This window comes from Kineococcus sp. G2 (assembly GCF_037154035.1).
GTDB lineage: Bacteria > Actinomycetota > Actinomycetes > Actinomycetales > Kineococcaceae > Kineococcus.
This window is the reverse complement of sequence record NZ_JBBBEM010000105.1, coordinates 1-16671: the sequence shown is the minus strand read 5'-3', so window position 1 is coordinate 16671 and position 16671 is coordinate 1. Positions and strand designations below refer to the sequence as shown.

14 protein-coding genes and 2 pseudogenes are annotated in these 16671 nt (G+C 75.2%); 9 read left to right on the top strand and 7 right to left on the bottom strand.

From position 1 onward, the window contains the following. Nucleotides 1-57: 57 nt before the first annotated feature. On the top strand, nucleotides 58-1107 hold the full coding sequence (locus tag V9U69_RS15140) for an ABC transporter substrate-binding protein (protein WP_337062685.1): 1050 nt from the start codon (nucleotides 58-60) through the stop codon (nucleotides 1105-1107). Between the two features lie 61 nt (nucleotides 1108-1168). Here V9U69_RS15140 and V9U69_RS15135 read toward each other — a convergent pair whose 3' ends face one another. The 3 genes from V9U69_RS15135 to betT are packed head-to-tail and all read right to left on the bottom strand — an operon-like array spanning nucleotide 1169 to nucleotide 6448. Beyond that, on the bottom strand, nucleotides 1169-2755 hold the full coding sequence (locus V9U69_RS15135; protein ID WP_337062684.1) for a GMC family oxidoreductase: 1587 nt from the start codon (nucleotides 2753-2755) through the stop codon (nucleotides 1169-1171). A gap of 50 nt (nucleotides 2756-2805) precedes the next feature. Further along, nucleotides 2806-4275, bottom strand: coding sequence for an aldehyde dehydrogenase family protein (locus tag V9U69_RS15130; RefSeq protein WP_337062683.1), 1470 nt, complete (start codon nucleotides 4273-4275; stop codon nucleotides 2806-2808). A 49-nt stretch (nucleotides 4276-4324) separates the two neighbouring features. Then, nucleotides 4325-6448, bottom strand: a complete 2124-nt coding sequence (gene betT, locus V9U69_RS15125) for a choline BCCT transporter BetT (RefSeq protein WP_337062682.1) — start codon at nucleotides 6446-6448, stop codon at nucleotides 4325-4327. 401 nt (nucleotides 6449-6849) lie between these two features. Here betT and treZ point away from each other — a divergent pair, with 401 nt between their 5' ends. Further along, on the top strand, nucleotides 6850-8610 hold the full coding sequence (treZ, locus tag V9U69_RS15120) for a malto-oligosyltrehalose trehalohydrolase (RefSeq protein WP_337062681.1): 1761 nt from the start codon (nucleotides 6850-6852) through the stop codon (nucleotides 8608-8610). Continuing rightward, the gene (locus V9U69_RS15115; protein ID WP_337062680.1) at nucleotides 8607-9260 is read left to right on the top strand and encodes an NUDIX hydrolase N-terminal domain-containing protein; all 654 of its coding nucleotides are present in this window, start codon (nucleotides 8607-8609) and stop codon (nucleotides 9258-9260) included. The genes treZ and V9U69_RS15115 overlap by 4 nt, the downstream gene beginning before the upstream one ends. A 46-nt stretch (nucleotides 9261-9306) precedes the next feature. Here the strand turns inward: V9U69_RS15115 and zapE are convergent, their stop codons facing one another. Next, nucleotides 9307-10392, bottom strand: coding sequence for a cell division protein ZapE (gene zapE / locus V9U69_RS15110; RefSeq protein ID WP_337062679.1), 1086 nt, complete (start codon nucleotides 10390-10392; stop codon nucleotides 9307-9309). A gap of 155 nt (nucleotides 10393-10547) precedes the next feature. Between zapE and V9U69_RS15105 the strand changes: the two genes are divergently transcribed. The 3 genes and pseudogenes from V9U69_RS15105 to ribA all read left to right on the top strand — a co-directional run. Then, entirely contained in the window at nucleotides 10548-11453 is a 906-nt protein-coding gene (locus tag V9U69_RS15105) for a sulfurtransferase (RefSeq protein WP_337062678.1), read from the top strand. Nucleotides 11454-11503: 50 nt separating this feature from the next. Then, entirely contained in the window at nucleotides 11504-11917 is a 414-nt protein-coding gene (locus V9U69_RS15100) for a SufE family protein (protein WP_442907783.1), read from the top strand. A gap of 189 nt (nucleotides 11918-12106) precedes the next feature. Next, nucleotides 12107-12697: pseudogene (gene ribA, locus V9U69_RS15095) on the top strand (GTP cyclohydrolase II); the annotation flags it as partial. A 22-nt stretch (nucleotides 12698-12719) separates the two neighbouring features. Here the strand turns inward: ribA and V9U69_RS19380 are convergent. The 3 genes and pseudogenes from V9U69_RS19380 to V9U69_RS15085 all read right to left on the bottom strand — a co-directional run bounded on the left by V9U69_RS19380 (nucleotide 12720) and on the right by V9U69_RS15085 (nucleotide 14953). Then, nucleotides 12720-13079: a hypothetical protein gene (locus V9U69_RS19380; RefSeq protein WP_442907782.1), complete on the bottom strand. Its 360-nt coding sequence runs from the start codon at nucleotides 13077-13079 to the stop codon at nucleotides 12720-12722. Nucleotides 13080-13229: 150 nt separating this feature from the next. Next, nucleotides 13230-13616, bottom strand: a pseudogene (locus V9U69_RS19375) (AAA family ATPase); the annotation flags it as partial. 131 nt (nucleotides 13617-13747) lie between these two features. Then, nucleotides 13748-14953 (bottom strand): alpha/beta hydrolase family protein, encoded by a 1206-nt coding sequence (locus V9U69_RS15085; protein ID WP_337062674.1) that lies wholly within the window; start codon nucleotides 14951-14953, stop codon nucleotides 13748-13750. Between the two features lie 116 nt (nucleotides 14954-15069). Here V9U69_RS15085 and V9U69_RS15080 point away from each other — a divergent pair, with 116 nt between their 5' ends. The 3 genes from V9U69_RS15080 (at nucleotide 15070) to V9U69_RS15070 (ending at nucleotide 16528) form a co-directional block, all read left to right on the top strand. Beyond that, nucleotides 15070-15624, top strand: coding sequence for a hypothetical protein (locus V9U69_RS15080; protein WP_337062673.1), 555 nt, complete (start codon nucleotides 15070-15072; stop codon nucleotides 15622-15624). A 37-nt stretch (nucleotides 15625-15661) separates the two neighbouring features. Further along, nucleotides 15662-16093, top strand: coding sequence for a peptide-methionine (R)-S-oxide reductase MsrB (msrB, locus tag V9U69_RS15075; RefSeq protein ID WP_337062672.1), 432 nt, complete (start codon nucleotides 15662-15664; stop codon nucleotides 16091-16093). 63 nt (nucleotides 16094-16156) lie between these two features. Then, nucleotides 16157-16528 carry a hypothetical protein gene (locus tag V9U69_RS15070; RefSeq protein ID WP_337062671.1) on the top strand — a complete coding sequence of 124 codons (372 nt, stop codon included), beginning with the start codon at nucleotides 16157-16159 and terminating at the stop codon, nucleotides 16526-16528. Nucleotides 16529-16671: the final 143 nt, after the last annotated feature.

Here is a 16671-nt window from a genome sequence, read left to right as displayed (position 1 = left end):
CCCCCCCCCCCCCCGCCGCGGACGGGCGGGATGTGTGGTGAGGCTATCCTTCCCTACGTGTCCACCCAGGTCCCCCTCAGCCCGCTCCCGTCGCGCCGCGCCGTCGCCGCCGGCGGGGCCGCGTCCCTGCTCGCCCTGCTGACCGGCTGCGGAGCCGGCGCGAGCGGCTCCCCCGCACCCGCTGCGACCACCGCCGACGTCGCGCAGGGCGGGTCCGCCTTCCGCACGGCCGACACCGCCACGGCCGCCCTGGGCTCCGGGGCGCCCGACGGGGAGTTCCCGCGCACCCTCGTGCACGCCGCCGGCAGCACGACGATCGAGCGGCGCCCGCAGCGCGTGGTCGTGCTGGACACCGGCGAGCTGGACGCGGTGCTCTCGCTCGGGGTGACACCGGTGGGCATGGGCACCACCGCCGGGCAGACCGGACTGCCCTCCTACCTCGCCGAGCAGGTCGTCGGCCAGGTCGCCACCGTGGGACCGCTGGACCAGATCGACCTGGAGGCCGTCGCGGCGCTGCGGCCGGACCTGGTGCTCGGCAGCGCGCTGCGGGTGGAGGAGCTGCACCCGCAGCTGTCGCAGATCGCTCCCACCGTCCTCAGCTACCGCCCGGGGTTCCCGTGGAAGGAGAACCTCCTGCTGGCGGGCGACGCCCTCGGGGTGCGCGGCGAGGCCGAGGCGTTGCTGGCGGACCACCAGGCGCGCGCGGACGCGCTGCGCGCGGCGGTGGGCGCCACCGCGCCGACGATCTCGCTGGTGCGGTTCATGCCGGGACGCATCCGGCTGTACGGGAACCTGTCGTTCATCGGGGTCGTGCTCGACGACGCGGGCCTGCCCCGCCCGGCGGAGCAGGACGTGGACGACCTGGCCGTGGAGGTCTCGGCGGAGACCATCACCCGGGCCGACGGGGACCGGTTGTTCTACACCAGCTACGGGCCGGTGGAGGCGACCGAGGAGGCCGCCGTGCTCGCCGGTCCCCTGTGGGGCACGATCCCGGCGGTGGCGCAGGGCCGGGCGCAGCGCGTGGACGACGAGACGTGGTTCCTCGGGCTGGGCTACAGCGGTGCGGTGCGGGTGCTGGACGACCTGACCCGGCACCTCACCGCCTGAGGGTCGCGCGGTCCGCCGGACCGTGCGCCCGGGCGCGGCGAGCCGCGCCCGGGCGCACGTGTCAGCGGGCGTCCTCCTTCAGCATGTCGGCGCACTTCTCGCCGATCGCCATGGTGGTGATGTTCGGGTTCACCGCCCCGAGGAACGGCATGATCGAGCCGTCGGCGACGCGCAGGCCGCGCACGCCCTTGACCCGCAGGCGCGGGTCGACCACGGCCATGCGGTCGTCCTCGGCGCCCATCCGCGCGGTGCACGCCGGGTGGTAGACGGTGTTGTGGGTCTTCTTGACGTAGTCGGCGATCTCGTCGTCGGTGACGACGTCCTTGCCGGGGGCCAGCTCGGCCCCCGCCCACGGCGCCATGGGCTCCTGCTCGACGATGCGCCGGGCCAGGCGGATCCCCTCGGTCATCACCCGCAGGTCGTGGCCGTCGGGGTCGGTGAAGTAGCGCGGGTCGACCCGCGCGCGGTCGCGGAAGTCGCGCGAGCGCAGCTTCACGGTGCCGCGGGACTTCCCCTGCGTGACGTTCGGGGTGAGGCAGAAGCCGTTGTCGGTGGTGGGGTAGCCCCACCGGACGGTGTTGAGGTCGAACGGCACCGACCCGTAGTGCATCATCAGGTCCGGCACGTCCAGGCCGTCGACGGTGGTGGCGAACAGCCCGATCTCCCACCACTGCGTCGAGGCGGTCACCATGGGCTGCAGGGCGTCCCAGAAGACCAGGCCCTCGACGTGGTCGTCGAGGTTCTCCCCCACGCCGGGCGAGTCGACGAGGACGTCCAGGCCGAACTCGCGCAGCTGCTGCGCCTGGCCGATGCCGGAGAGCATCAGCAGCTTGGGGGTGTCGATGGCACCGGCGGAGACGACGACCTCGCGGCGGGCGCGGACGGTGCCGTGGTGGATGAGGTCCGGCGCCATGTACTGCACGCCGGTGGCGCGGTGGGCGCCGTCGGCGTCCGCCTCGACGACGACCTTCTCCACCCAGTACCCGGTGCGGACCTCGAGGTTGGGGCGCTGACCGAGGATCGGGTGCAGGTAGGCGTGCGAGCTGGACATGCGGGTGCCGTCCTCACCCGCGTTGATCTGGAACCAGCCGGCGCCGTTGCGGACGGTGGCGCCCTCGTTGAACCGCACGGTCGGCAGCCCGGCGGCGGCCGCCGCCTCCAGCAGCGCGACACCGGCCGGGTCCACCGGGGGGACGGTGCGCAGCCGCACCGGGCCGCTGCGGCCGTGGTGGTCACCGGGGCCGTCGTTGTTCTCCAGGCGCTGCACCAGGGGCAGGACGTCCTTCGCGCCCCAGCCCGTGCAGCCCATGGCCTCCCACGCGTCCAGGCCCTCGGCGGGCGGGTGGAACGCGATGCAGGAGTTGTGCGACGAGCAACCGCCCAGCACCTTGGCGCGGGCGTGGCGCAGGAAGCTGTTGCCGTTCTCCTGCGGCTCGACGGGGTAGTCCCAGTCGTAGCCGGAGTCCAGCAGGTGCATCCAGTCCGCGAGCTTGAGGATGTTCTCGTCACCCACGTCGCTGGGGCCGGCCTCCAGCAGGCACACCGTCACCGACGGGTCCTCGGACAGGCGGGCGGCGACCACGCAGCCCGCGGTGCCACCCCCCGCGATGACGTAGTCGAACTCCTCGACCGGGGTCGTCGTGCTCATCGTTCTCCTCCTCGATCCACCGACGCGTCCAGCGCTGCGCTCGGCACGGGTCAGCCCTTGAACCAGGCGGCCGCCTCGGGCCGCGTGTTGTGCCACACGTGCTGGGTCTCGCGGTACTCGGCCAGCCCGGCGGGGCCGAGCTCGCGGCCGTTGCCGGACATCCGCATCCCGCCCCACTCGGCCTGCGGGACGTAGGGGCCGAAGTCGTTGATCCACACGGTGCCGTGCCGCAGGGCGCGGGCGACGCGCTCACCGCGCTCGGGGTCCCCGGTCTGGACTCCCCCGGCCAGGCCGTAGGCGGTGTCGTTGCCGAGGCGCACGGCCTCCTCCTCGGTGGTGAACCGCTCCACGGTGAGGATGGGGCCGAACGTCTCCTCCTGCACCAGGCGCATCGAACGGTCGCAGCCGTCGAAGATCGTCGGTTCGTAGAAGAACCCGCGGGCGAGCTCGGGGGCGTCGGGGCGGCGGCCGCCGGTGACCAGCGTCGCCCCCTCCTCCAGGCCCAGCCGGACGTACGCCTCGACCTTGTCGCGGTGCTGGGCGGAGACCAGCGGGCCGGACTCGGTGCCCTCGGCCATGCCGTCGCCGAGCTTGACGCGGCGAGCGCGCTCGGCGACCCCGGCGACGAGCGCGTCGGCGATGGACTCCTCGACGATGAGCCGGGTGCCGGCGGAGCAGACCTGCCCGGCGTGCAGGAACACACCGGTCAGCACGGCGTCGATCGCCCGGTCCAGGTCGGCGTCGGCGAACACCAGGTGCGGGTTCTTGCCGCCCAGCTCGACGGTGGTGCGCTTGACCGTGGCGGCGGTGGCCCGCAGGATCGCGCGGCCGGTGTCCAGGCCACCGGTGAAGGACACCAGGTCCACGGCGGGGTGCTCGGTGAGCACGGGCCCGACCGCGGAGCCGGCCCCGAGCACGAGGTTCACCACACCGGCCGGGGCACCGGCCTCCTCCAGCAGCCGGACCAGGTGCACCGTGGTCAGCGGGGTGACCTCGCTCGGCTTCAGGACCACGGTGTTGCCGGCCGCCAGCGCGGGGGCGACCTTCCACGAGATCTGCAGCAGCGGGTAGTTCCACGGCGCGATGAGGGTGCACACGCCCACGGGGTGGTGCAGCACGCGGCTGACGACGTCGTCGCGACCGACGTCGACGGTGCGGTCCACCTCGACGAGCGCCTGCTCGGCGTAGTAGCGGAACACCTCCGTGACGTCGTCGACGTCGATGCGGCTCTCCGCCAGCGTCTTGCCGGTGTCGAGGGTCTCGGTGCGGGCGATCTCCTCGCGGTCGCGCTGCAGCAGGTCCGCGACCCGGCGCAGCAGGTCGGCGCGCTCGGCGACGGGGGTGTGCGGCCAGGGACCGGCGTCGAAGGCGCGGCGCGCGGCGAGCACGGCCGCCTCCGCGTCGGCCGGGCCGGCCTCGTCGACCGTGGTGAAGACCTCGCCGTCGTAGGGGTTGACGACGTCGCGGCGCCCGCCGTCGGCGGCCGAGCGCCAGGAGGCGTCGATGAACAGTTCCGGCACGGTGGCTCCCGGGTTCGCTGGGGGGATGCTGGGGCTGCTGGAGGGGTGGTCAGTTGGCCTGGCGGCTGGAGTCCTGCTGCAGGCGCAGCCACTCCACGTGGCGCTCGTACTGGTCGATGACGTCGTCGATGAGCTGCGAGTGGGTGTACCCCATGACGTCGTAGCCCTGCCCGCCCTCGGCGAGGTGGACCTCCAGGCGGGAGTACGCCTCCTCGCCGTCGGCACCGACCGGGCCGGGGTGGCTGTGGTCGCGGGCGAAGACCGGCAGCGGCACGTCGACGCGGTGCACCCGGTAGCAGAACGGCTGCGCCTGCAGCAGGTCGGCGGCCAGCTCGGCGTAGCGCTCGCCGAACGCGTCGGTGGTCCACCCCACCCGGGCGGTGACGCCGCGCTCGGTCATCTCGCGGGCGACCTCCTCCAGGGCGGGCAGGACGACCTCGTCGAGGTGGCGCTGCGCGGCGTCCTCACCGGGGTACCCCATGGCGCGGCCCAGCCGCAGGCGCCAGGCGTCCGCGTCCCGCCGGCCGGGTGCGCCCGAGGTCCGCCCCGACAACCTGCCCGGCATGCTGGAGGCCCGGCTGACGTCGCGCAGGCCCTCGACCCGCAGCGCCTTGTAGAGCCCCACCATGACCAGCAGCATGACGAACGTGAACGGCAGGCCCATGACCACGGTGGCGCTCTGCAGCGCGGTCACCCCGCCCACCAGGAGCATCCCCACGGTGAGCAGGCCGGTGACCACCGCCCAGAACACGCGCAGGCCGCTGCCGGCGTCGGCGTTCGGGCTCGGCAGGCGCGAGGACAGGTTCGCCATGATCAGCGCGCCGGAGTCGGCGGAGGTGACGTAGAACAGCAGGCCGATGACCGTGGCGAGGCCGGCCACGAACGTGAACGCCGGGTACTCCATGAGCAGCGTGTAGAAACCGCGCTCCGGGGTGTTCACGGTCAGCTCGCCGAAGTCGGCGCCGCCGTCGCGCACGGCCTCGATGGCGCTGTTCCCGAAGATCGAGACCCACATGACGATGTACGCGAACGGGATCGTCAGGCTGCCGAGCACGAACTGGCGGATGGTGCGGCCGCGGGAGATCCGGGCCAGGAACATCCCGACGAAGGCTGCCCAGGCCGCCCACCACGCCCAGAAGAACAGCGTCCAGCCGTTCATCCAGTCCTGCGGGTTCGTCCAGGCGAAGGTCTCCATGGTCAGGGACCCGAACCCGCTGACGAAGTCGCCGACGTTCATGACGAAGCCGTTGAGCAGCAGGGTGGTCTTGCCCGCCACCAGCACGAACAGCACGAGCCCGGCGGCGAGCAGGACGTTCAGCTGGGACAGCAGCTTGATGCCGCGGTCCACGCCGGTGACGGCGGAGATCGTGGCCAGGACGACGGCGAGGGCGATGAGCCCGATCTGCGCGGCCGGGCCCTCGGGGACGCCGAAGAGCACGAACAGGCCGAAGTTCAGCTGGACGACGGCGATGCCCAGCGACGTGGCCACCCCGAAGATCGTCCCCAGCATGGCCGCGATGTCGATGCCGTGGCCGAGGGCGCCGTGGACGCGGCGGCCGAAGACCGGGTACAGCGCGGAGCGGATCGCCAGCGGGAGGTTCATCCGGTAGGAGAAGTACCCCAGGGCCATGCCCATGAGGGCGTACATGCCCCAGCCGGAGATGCCGTAGTGGAACATCGTCCAGACGGTCGCCTCCCGGGCGGCGGCGACGGTCCCGCCCTCGCCGACCGGCGGTTGCAGGTACTGCGTCACCGGCTCGGCCACGGCGAAGAACATCAGGTCGGTGCCGATGCCCGCGGCGAACAGCATCGCCACCCAGGCGAAGGTGCTGAAGTGCGGGGAGGAGTGCTCCGGGCCGAGCTTGGTGCGCCCGTAGCGCGACAGCGCCAGGACCACGACGAACACGAGCACGACCGTGGCGAAGAGCACGTAGTACCAGCCGAACCACTGACCGACCCAGCCCACCGCCGTGGAGATCACGGACGACGCCTGCTCGGGGGCGAGGAGGATCCAGCAGGCGATCGCCAGCACGGCGATCGCCGCGCCCCAGAACACGGGCGCCTGGACGCCGGCCGCCCGCCCCGCCGGGGCCGCCGCGGCGCCGCCGGGTGGCTGCGCCGCAGTGGTGCCGTCGGGGGTGGAGCCTCCGGAGCCGGCGGTGGGGGCGCTCACGCGGACCGCCTCCCCAGCGCACGCGCTTGTGGGCGCTCGGCGGCGCCGGAGGGCTCTGCCGCCGGGCCTGTCGTCGTTGCCGTCGTCTGCGTGGTCACGGGTCCTCCTGGTCGTTCGGGCGCGCTGCGTCGCACCCGGCCGGACGGTGCGGCGGGCCTGGGTGGCCGGTCCCGGCTGCGCGGGACCTCCCCCACCCGGGGGTCACCACCGGGCGTCCCGGGTGGACGGCGGCCGGTGGCGCGAGCACGGTGCGGTGCGGCCATCCGGCGGTGCGGTCGACACCGGACGACCCGACACCCTACGTGGGAACGGTTGCGGGATGTCAAACGCCGGACGACCGTCCGGCGGCGCCGGGGCGCCACGGGTCGCCGCGCGGGCGCGCGTGCGCCAGGGTGGGGGCCATGGCGGGAACGCGCGAGTTCGGGGTGTGGGCGCCGCAGGCGCAGCGGGTGGACCTGGTGGTCGGCGCGGGGGACGACGCGACGCGGTACGCGATGCGCCGCAGCGGATCCCCTCGCGAGGGCTGGTGGAGCGCGGACGCCGAGGGCGCCGGGCACGGCACGCGCTACGCGTTCTCCCTGGACGGTGGCGACCCCCGTCCCGACCCGCGCTCGGGCTGGCAGCCGGAGGGCGTGCACGCCGCCAGCGCCGTGGTCGATCCCTCCACCTTCGCCTGGGACGACGACGGGTGGGCGGGGCGCGACGTGCGCGGCGCGGTCTTCTACGAGCTGCACGTCGGCACGTTCACGCCGGAGGGCACCTTCGCCGCGGCGGTCGCGAAGCTGGACCACCTCGTGGACCTCGGCGTGCAGGTCGTGGAGGTGCTGCCGGTCTCCGCCTGGGACGGGCCGTGGAACTGGGGCTACGACGGCGTCGCCCCGTACGCGGTGCAGCACGAGTACGGCGGGCCGGAGGGGTTCGCCGCGTTCGTGGACGCCTGCCACGGCAAGGGGCTGGCGGTGGCGCTCGACTGCGTCTACAACCACCTCGGCCCCAGCGGCAACTACCTGGCCGAGTTCGGCCCGTACTTCACCGACAAGCACGACACCCCGTGGGGTGCGGCGGTCAACCTCGACGACACCGGCTCGCAGGAGGTGCGCCGCTGGATCTGCGACAACGCGTTGCGCTGGTTCCGCGACTTCCACGTCGACGCGCTGCGCCTGGACGCCGTGCACGCCCTCGTCGACGACTCCCCCGTCCACGTGCTCGCCCAGCTCGCCGACGAGGTCGCCGCGCTGTCCGCCGAGCTCGGCCGGCCGCTGTCGCTGGTCGCCGAGTCCGACCTCAACGACGCGGCGATGGTCACCCCCACCGCCGAGGGCGGCTTCGGCATGACGGCGCAGTGGGACGACGACGTGCACCACGCCCTGCACGCGCTGCTGACCGGCGAGCGCCAGGGGTACTACGCCGACTTCGGCTCCCCCGAGGTGCTGAAGACCACGTTCGAGGAGGCGTTCTTCCACGCCGGGCGGTTCTCCAGCTTCCGCGGCGAGGTGTGGGGGAAGAGGGTCGACCGCGAGCGCGTGCCCGGCACCGCGTTCCTGGGGTACCTGCAGACCCACGACCAGGTCGGCAACCGCGCCGTGGGCGAGCGCATCGGCCACCTGCTGGGCGAGGCGCGCCTGGCGGCCGGGGCGGCGCTGTACCTGCTGGGGCCGTTCACCCCGATGCTGTTCATGGGCGAGGAGTGGAACGCCTCGACGCCGTGGCAGTTCTTCACGTCCTTCCCCGACCCCGAGCTGGGGCAGGCGGTCAGCCGCGGGCGGCGCTCGGAGTTCGGCGAGCACGGCTGGAGCGCGGAGGACGTGCCCGACCCGCAGGACCCGGCGACGCGGGAGCGCTCGGTGCTGCGCTGGGACGAGGTGGCGCAGCCGGAGCACGCGCGGGTGCTCGAGTGGTACCGGACCCTGACGCGGCTGCGCCGCGAGGTGGCGGACCTGCGCGACGCCGACCTGAGCGCGGTGCGGGTGGACACCGGTGACGGGTGGCTGGTGCTGCACCGCGGCTCGCACCGGGTGGTCGTCTCCCTCGGCGGCGGTGACGACGTGCCCGTCGGCGGCGATCCCGTCGAGGTGCTGGCGGCGTTCCCGGCGGCGCCCGAGCTGCGCGCCGGCGGGGCGCGCTTCGCCGGCGAGGGCGTCGCCGTGCTGCGCGTCGCGTGAGCGGGCGCGAGCGCGCCGACGAGGTGCGCCGGGCCGCGGTGCGGCTGGCGGCGCTGGCCCAGGACGGCCTGGCGTACTCGGTGGGCGACACCACCAAGGACTACGACACCGCCCGCTACCGGCAGATCGCGGACCTGGCGGCGGGGCTGCTGGCCAGCGTGTCCGACACGGGCGTGGAGGAGCTGCGGCTGGTCCTGGGCCGCGACGCCGGGTACGCGACCCCGAAGGTGGACGTGCGCGCCGGCGTGGTCGACGAGCGGGAGCGGTTGCTGATGCTGCGCGAGCGCAGCGACGGGCTGTGGTCGCTGCCCGGCGGCTGGGTGGACCCCGGCGACCGGCCCGGGGAGGCCGCGGCGCGCGAGGTGCTGGAGGAGACCGGGTACCCGGTGGAGCCGGTGAAGCTGGTCGCCGTGTGGGAGCGCGACGTGCGCGGCAAGCGACCGCCGCTGCCGGTGTCGGTGTTCCACCTGTTCTTCCTGTGCCGGCCGGTGGGCGAGCCGGTGGCCGCGCAGGACCTGGAGACGCTGGAGGTCGGCTGGTTCGGGTTGGACGAGCTGCCGGAGCTGTCCGGCTCGCGGGTCACCCGCGAGGAGCTGGTGCGGGTGCTGGCGCACCACCGCGACCCGTCGCTGCCCACCGAGTGGGACTGACCCCGCCGCGCGGTCCCGGCGGCGCGGCGGGGACCCGGCCGGAGCTTCAGGCCAGGGCGGCCCCGTCGCGCGCCAGGGCGGACAGCCGGGAGACCGCGCGCAGGTACTTCTTGCGGTAGCCGCCGTGCAGCAGCTCGTCGGTGAACACCGCGTCGAAGGGGACGCCGGAGGCCACGACGGGGATGTCGCGGTCGTAGAGGCGGTCGGCGAGCACCACCAGGCGCAGGCCCACCATCTGGTCGGAGACGGTGCTCACCCCGCGCAGGCACACGGCGGGGGTGTCGCGGACCATCGCTCCGTAGCGGCTGGGGTGCACCCGGGCCAGGTGCGCCAGGACGGCGTCGAAGTCGTCCAGGGTGGCGCCCGGCGTCGCGGCGGCGACGCGCTCGACGGCGGCGTCGTCCAGGGGGGCCGGGGCGGCGGGCAGGCCGCGGTGGCGGTAGTCCTCGCCGTCCACGCGCTGCACGGCGAACTGCCCGGCCAGGGCCTGGATCTCGCGCTGGAAGTCCTGGGCGGCGAAGCGGCCCTCCCCCAGCGCGCCGGGCAGCGTGTTGGAGGTGGCGGCGAGCTTGACGTCGCGGTCGACCAGCTCGCGCATCAGCCGGGACATCAGGACCGTGTCGCCGGGGTCGTCGAGCTCGAACTCGTCGATGCACACCAGGTCGTGCGGGGCCAGCGCGTCGACGGCCTGGCGGAAGCCGAGCGCCCCGACGAGGTTGGTGTACTCCACGAAGGTGCCGTAGGCGGCCGTGCGGCCGCCCTCGGTGACGACCTGGTGGTAGAGCGAGGACAGCAGGTGGGTCTTGCCGACGCCGAAACCGCCGTCGAGGTACACGCCGGGCGCGCCCCGCGGGGCGCTGCGCCGCTTGAACAGCCCGGCCAGCCCGCCGCGCGACCCCCCGTCGCCGGCCAGGACCCGCTCGCCGAACGAGCTCATCGCGGCCACGGCCTCGGCCTGGGTGGGCTGGTCGGGCGCGGGCACGTAGCTGGCGAAGCGCACACCGGAGAAGCGCGGCGGCGGCACCAGCTCCGCGACGAGCTGCTGCGGCGGCACCCGGGGGTCCCGCTCGGCCAGGGAGCCCGCCGAGGTCCGCTCCTGGGGCTGCACGGGCGTCTCCTCGGATCGGCTCACCCCGGCAAGGGTAGTGAGGCGGGCGGCGTCCGGCGTCCGGGGCGTCTGGCAGGATCGCGGCACGGCGGGAACGCGACCGCGCAGCGCGCTGTTGGGGCTGCTGCGGGCGCGCGGCCCGCCGGACGCGAGACGCCCCCACCGCACGGAGGACGACAGTGGCCCTGCCCCACGACGGCGATGCGAAGCTCGCCGCCTACGCCCACCCGGAGAAGCTCGTCACGACCGCCTGGCTGGCCGAGCACCTCGGCGAACCGGGCCTGAAGGTCGTGGAGAGCGACGAGGACGTCCTGCTGTGGGACACCGGGCACGTGCCCGGCTCGGTGAAGGTCGACTGGCACACCGAGCTGAACGACCCCGTCACCCGCGACTACGTCGACGGCGAGGGGTTCGCCGCCCTGATGTCCCGCAAGGGCATCTCGCGCGAGGACACCGTGGTGATCTACGGCGACAAGAACAACTGGTGGGCCGCGTACGCGCTGTGGGTGTTCACCCTGTTCGGGCACCCGGACGTGCGGCTGCTGGACGGCGGGCGCGCCAAGTGGGTCGCCGAGGGGCGCGCGATGACCACCGAGGCGCCCGAGCCCGCCGCGACGGACTACCCCGTGGTCGAGCGGCAGGACGGCTCGATCCGCGCGTTCAAGGACGACGTGCTGGCCCACCTGGGCGGCAAGCTGGTCGACGTGCGCTCCCCGCAGGAGTACACCGGCGAGCGCACCCACATGCCCGACTACCCCGAGGAGGGCACGGTGCGCGGCGGGCACATCCCCGGCGCCGACAGCGTGCCGTGGGCGCGGGCGGCGGCCGAGGACGGCACCTTCCGCACCCGCGAGGAGCTGGAGGCCATCTACCAGCGGGAGAAGGGCCTGTCGCCGGACGACGACGTCATCACCTACTGCCGCATCGGCGAGCGCTCCAGCCACACCTGGTTCGTGCTGCAGCACCTGCTGGGCTTCGGCACGGTGCGCAACTACGACGGCTCCTGGACGGAGTGGGGCAACGCGGTGCGGGTTCCCGTCGTCAAGGGCGAGGACAAGGGCGAGGCGCCGGCGGTGCGCCGGTGAGCACCGTGGACGAGGACCCCTTCTCCCCCACCGCGGGCCTGCCGCCGGCGATGGCGGAGATCGTGGAGGACTTCCGGGCGCTGCCCGAGAAGGAGCGGCTGCAGCTGCTGCTGGAGTTCAGCCAGGGGCTGCCGCCGCTGCCGCCGCACCTGGCCGACCACCCCGAGCTGCTGGAGCGGGTGGACGAGTGCCAGTCCCCCGTGTTCGTCAACGTCGAGGTGGACGACACCGCCCGGGTGCACCTGCACGTCTCGGCCCCGCCGGAGGCGCCGACGACCCGCGGGTTCGCCGGGGTGCTGCGCGAGGGGCTCGAGGGGCTGCCGGCCGCGGAGGTCCTCGACCTGCCGCCGGACGTGTGCTCGCGCCTGGGCCTGGAGCAGGCGGTGAGCCCGCTGCGGATGCGCGGCATGACGGGGATGCTCGCCCGGGTCAAGCGGCAGGTGCGGGTGGCGACGGCCTCCTGACGCCCGCCCGGGGCGGGGAACACCCCTGCGCCCATCCCCGTTGAAGACGCGACCAGTTGCCCGCCGCCCGGCGGCCGGCCCGAGGAGACGCCCGTGACCGAGGTCCAGGAGACCGGCAGCGCGAGCCTGCCCGACCAGCGCACCGCGCCGGGTGCCGCGCACCCGGCGGCGCAGCACCCGGCGCTGCCGGTCGTGCGGGTCTCCGAGGCCCGCCTGCCCACCGTGCACGGCACCTTCCGGGCCGTGGCGTACCGGCAGGCCGACGGCGTGGAGCACCTCGCGCTGGTCGCCGGGGAGATCGGTGACGGGCACGACGTGCTGGTGCGCCTGCACTCCGAGTGCCTCACCGGCGACGTCCTCGGCTCGTTGCGCTGCGACTGCGGCCCCCAGCTGCACGCCGCCCTCGCGGCGATCACCGAGCGCGGGCGCGGGGTCGTGCTCTACCTGCGAGGGCAGGAGGGCCGAGGCATCGGCCTGGCCGAGAAGATCGCCGCCTACGCCCTGCAGGAGCGCGGCCGCGACACCGTCGAGGCCAACCTCGACCTCGGGCTGCCCGTGGACGCGCGCGACTACACCGGCGCGGCCGCCGTCCTGCGCGACCTCGGCGTGCAGGACGTGGAGCTGATGACGCACAACCCCGTCAAGGTGGAGGCGCTGCACGGTCACGGCGTGCCGGTCCTGGCCCGCCGCGACCTGCCGGTCGCCGAGACGGACGACAACGCGCACTACCTGCGCACCAAGCGCGACCGGATGGGGCACCGGCTGCCGGGGGTGTCCTGACCGCACCCGCCCGGGCCGCTGCTCACGCAGGGGCACCCGGCTCTCCTGCGCCCCCCAGCGCGGCGAACCAGTCGGCGTAGGGCGTGGTGCGCACCAGGTGCCGGGTGAGGTCGGGAGCCCCGTCGGACCACCACACCGGTCCCCGCTCGCCGAGGGCCTCCTTCGCGGCCTGCACGCGTTCGCGCGCCGCGCACACCGCAGCGTCGTCCCGCGCGCGCAGCCCCGCGCCCTCGGCGCGCCGCGCCGCCATCAGCTCGGCCACGAGCCCGGCGCGCCGCTCCTCGGGCAGCGAGGGGTCCGACCGGCGCCACAGCCGCCCGCGCACCACGAGGTAGCGCCCGTCGGGCGTCACCACCGGCCCTTCGACCCCCTCGCGTCCCACGAGCTCCCCGTCCCCCACGACGTGCCCCCGCTCCTCGCCGTCCGCGGCCCCGCACCGCGCCCACCCGACCTCGTGCACGACGGTGAACCCGTCGGCGCGCAGGCCGGCGGCCGTCAGCAGCGAGCGGCGGTGCGCGTGCCGGGCCAGCACGTCCGCCGGCACCCGCTCGTCCGGCGGGCGGGCCCCGTCACGGCGCAGCAGCTCCGCCAGCGGCAGGTCCGGCAGCAGCACCGCCTCCGCGGGCAGGCCCGCCGCCGCTGCGGCGCGCACGTGCACCACCCGCTCGGCGCGGCGCAGGTGGGTGGCGTCGGCGAGGTAGCCGGCGCCCAGCCCCGCCAGCGCCCGGCAGCGCCGCTGCGCGCGGCGCACCGCGGGCAGCGAGTACCCCTGCAGCTCGCGCACCGGCCGGCCCGCCGCCGCGTCCGCGGCGCGCAGCTCGCGGCGCAGGTCGTCCAGGCTGACCACCGGCAGCGCACCGCCGGTGCGCTCCAGCAGGGCGCGGCGCAGCGTCGTCTTGCCGCTGCCCGCGGCGCCCACCAGCACCAGCACCACCGGAGCCGGGGCGTCCCCGGGCCCGCCGGGCCGCTCGGCGCAGGCGGGGCAGCCGCAGCCGGGCACGGCCGGCGGCACCGCGCCGCCGGGCGCCGGTGAGCGGGCCCCGGGCTCGTTCACACCCCGGACGGCTCCGGCCCGGAGCCCGGCCCCGGTGCGGGGGCGCCGTCGAGGTGGGTGCGCAGGAACCGGCGCACGGCGTCCTCCCAGCCGGCCGGGTCCACGTTCCACTCCTTGGTGTGCCGGGCGGTGCCGCTGCGAACGAACGTCACCAGGTCCGGGCGCGCCTCGGCCAGCCGCGCGGAGGGACCGGAGGGGACGTAGTCGTCGGCGTCGGAGTGCAGCAGCAGCACCGGCAGGTGCAGCTCGCGCGCCCGGCTCACCCAGTCCATGCGCCGCAGGTCCACCGGCCCGTCCAGGCCGACCAGGCGCCGGCCCAGCGGGTGGCCCAGCAGACCCAGGCCGTAGCGGCCCAGCCGCACGGGCAGGCGGTGCCGGCGGGCCTGGTGGTCGAGCACGTCGTGCCAGTCGAGGACCGGCCCGTCGAGGACCACGGCGGCCACGTGCCCGGCCACCGGGGAGCGGGCCACCAGCTGCAGCACGATCGCGCCGCCCATCGACCAGCCCACCAGGACCAGCCGTCGCGCACCGCGCTCGAGGGCGTAGCGGCAGGCGGCCTCGACGTCGTGCCACTCGGTGTCGCCGAGGCCGTAGCGCCGCGCGGGCGAGGACGGGCCGTCGGCGTCGTTGCGGTAGGCGGGCACCAGGCACGTCAGGCCGAGGGCGTGCAGCGGGGGCAGGGCCCGCAGCGCCTCCTCGCGGGTGGCGCCGCGCCCGTGCACGAGCACCGCCCACGTGTCCGCCGGCTCGGCGGCGGGCACCAGCCAGGCCGGCAGGTCCCCCACCTCGGAGGGGACGAGGACGTCCTCGTGCGCCAGCCCCAGCGCGCTGCGCGGTGTGCCGGCGAAGAAGTACTGGTTCCAGCGCCCCGAGCCCGGTCGCGCGGTGCCGGTGTCCACGCCCAGCAGCTCGCGGGTGACGCGCTCGCCGGTGACCTCCAGCACGTCACCGACGCGCAGGTGGCTGCGGCCGCCGTCGGTCCACACGCCGTAGCGTCCGGGCACGACGGTGTCGGCGCTCACGCCCAGCACGACGCGGTGCGGCCCCACCTGCAGGACGTCCACGTCGTCCGGCTTGTGCCGGGCGGGGGTGACCACGGCCCGGGCGAACGCTGCGGCCACGGTGGTGGCGGCGGCCGCACCGGCGGCCAGGACCGCTCCGGTGGTCGCCGCCCCCACCAGCGCGCGCCGGTGCGCGCTCACGCCCGGCTCCCGCGCGCCGACCGCACCGCCGCCGCCGTCTCCCGCCCCTGGACCACCCGGTGATCCTGCCGCAGGCGCACGGGCCGGCGCACGCCGCCCCCGGTAGCGTGAGCGGCGTGAGCCACCCCGCCGTGCCGCCCGCCGACCAGCCCGAGGAGCTCAGCCCGCGGGAGGGGGCCGTCGCTCCCTGGACCGTCGTGGTCCTCACCGAGGAGGCGCTCGGCGAGATCGACGCCGGCAACATCGCCGCCCTCCACGAGGGCGAGGACGTGCGCCACGTCGTCGTCGTGCCGGCCGACACCGAGCGCAACCTGCTGGCCGACGTGCTGGACCACCTCAGCCTCGGCGAGCTGCGCGCCGCGCTGGAGGAGGTGCGCGCCGGCCGACCCGACCCGCAGCGGGCGCGCGCCGACGCGGAGGAGGCGCTGGCGCGCTCCGTGGCGGAGCTGCGCTCCCTGGGCCTGACGGCCGAGGGCCGCACCAGCGGCGACGACCCGATGCCCGTGGTCCGCGAGCTCCTGCTGGAGGACGGGGACGCGCGCGAGCTCGTCGTCGTCACCCGCCCGCACGCGGTGGAGGACACCTTCCACACCGACTGGGCCTCCCGCGCCCGCGACACCCTCGGGGTGCCGGTGCTGCACCTGTACGCCGGCACCATGCGGCTGGGCTGAGCGGAACACCCCCCGCGGCGGGGAGGTTGGACGGGGCATGAGCACCCCGGAGACCACCGCGAAGAAGTACGCCGTCACGAAGTCCGACGAGCAGTGGCGCGAGGAGCTGTCGCCGCAGGAGTACGCCGTGCTGCGCCAGGCCGGCACCGAGCGGCCGTACAGCAGCGAGTACGAGGACGACCCCACCGAAGGCGTGTACGCCTGCCGGGCGTGCGGTGCGGAGCTGTTCACCAGCACCACGAAGTTCGCCTCGCACTGCGGCTGGCCGTCCTTCTACGACCCGAAGGACTCCGACGCGGTGGAGCTGGTCGAGGACCGCTCGCTGGGCATGGTGCGCACCGAGGTGCGCTGCGCCACGTGCGGTTCGCACCTGGGCCACGTGTTCGAGGGCGAGGGCTTCCCCACGCCCACCGATCAGCGCTTCTGCATCAACGGGATCAGCCTCACGCTGCGCCCCACCGCCTCCTGAGGTGCGGGCGGTCCCGGTGCGCTGCGGGTGCGGCGGACCGGGGCCGCGGGCACAGTGGAGCCCATGAGCGAGCCGTACTCCTACACCGCCCGGACGAGCGACCCCCAGCCGGCGGACCCGCAGCTGGACCCGCTGGACGACCCGGACCTGCGCCAGGAGGACACCTCGATCGACGGCGGTCCCGACGACGGGGACGAGCTGGGCGCACTGCGCACCGACACCCTCCTGCACGACGCGGACGACGACACGTACGACACGGGCCGCCAGGTGAGCCACGCCACCGAGGAGCTCATGCGCGACGACGTCGACCCGGACAACGAGACCCTCGACGAGCGGGTCACGCAGGAGGAGCCGGACGAGTCAGGCGGTGCGGGTCACGCCGGGGTGGGCGACCACGTCGCCGCCGCCGACGCCGAGGACCCCGAGCGCATCTGAGCGACCACCACGACGCGCGAGAGCCGCCGCCCCCGGGGGACGGCGGCTCTCGCGCGTCCGGTGGGCGCCGGGGCGGCCCGTCAGGGCAGGGCGGCCACGAGCTCGGCCAGCGGCGTCCGGGTGCCGGTGTAGAAGGGCACCTC

Coding starts and splice junctions, on each gene's coding strand:
- V9U69_RS15135 (WP_337062684.1), bottom strand. CDS start 2,755: ATGAGCACGACGACCCCGGTCGAGGAGTTCGACTACGTCATCGCGGGG.
- treZ (WP_337062681.1), top strand. CDS start 6,850: ATGGCGGGAACGCGCGAGTTCGGGGTGTGGGCGCCGCAGGCGCAGCGG.
- V9U69_RS15100 (WP_442907783.1), top strand. CDS start 11,504: ATGGCGGAGATCGTGGAGGACTTCCGGGCGCTGCCCGAGAAGGAGCGG.
- msrB (WP_337062672.1), top strand. CDS start 15,662: ATGAGCACCCCGGAGACCACCGCGAAGAAGTACGCCGTCACGAAGTCC.
- V9U69_RS15070 (WP_337062671.1), top strand. CDS start 16,157: ATGAGCGAGCCGTACTCCTACACCGCCCGGACGAGCGACCCCCAGCCG.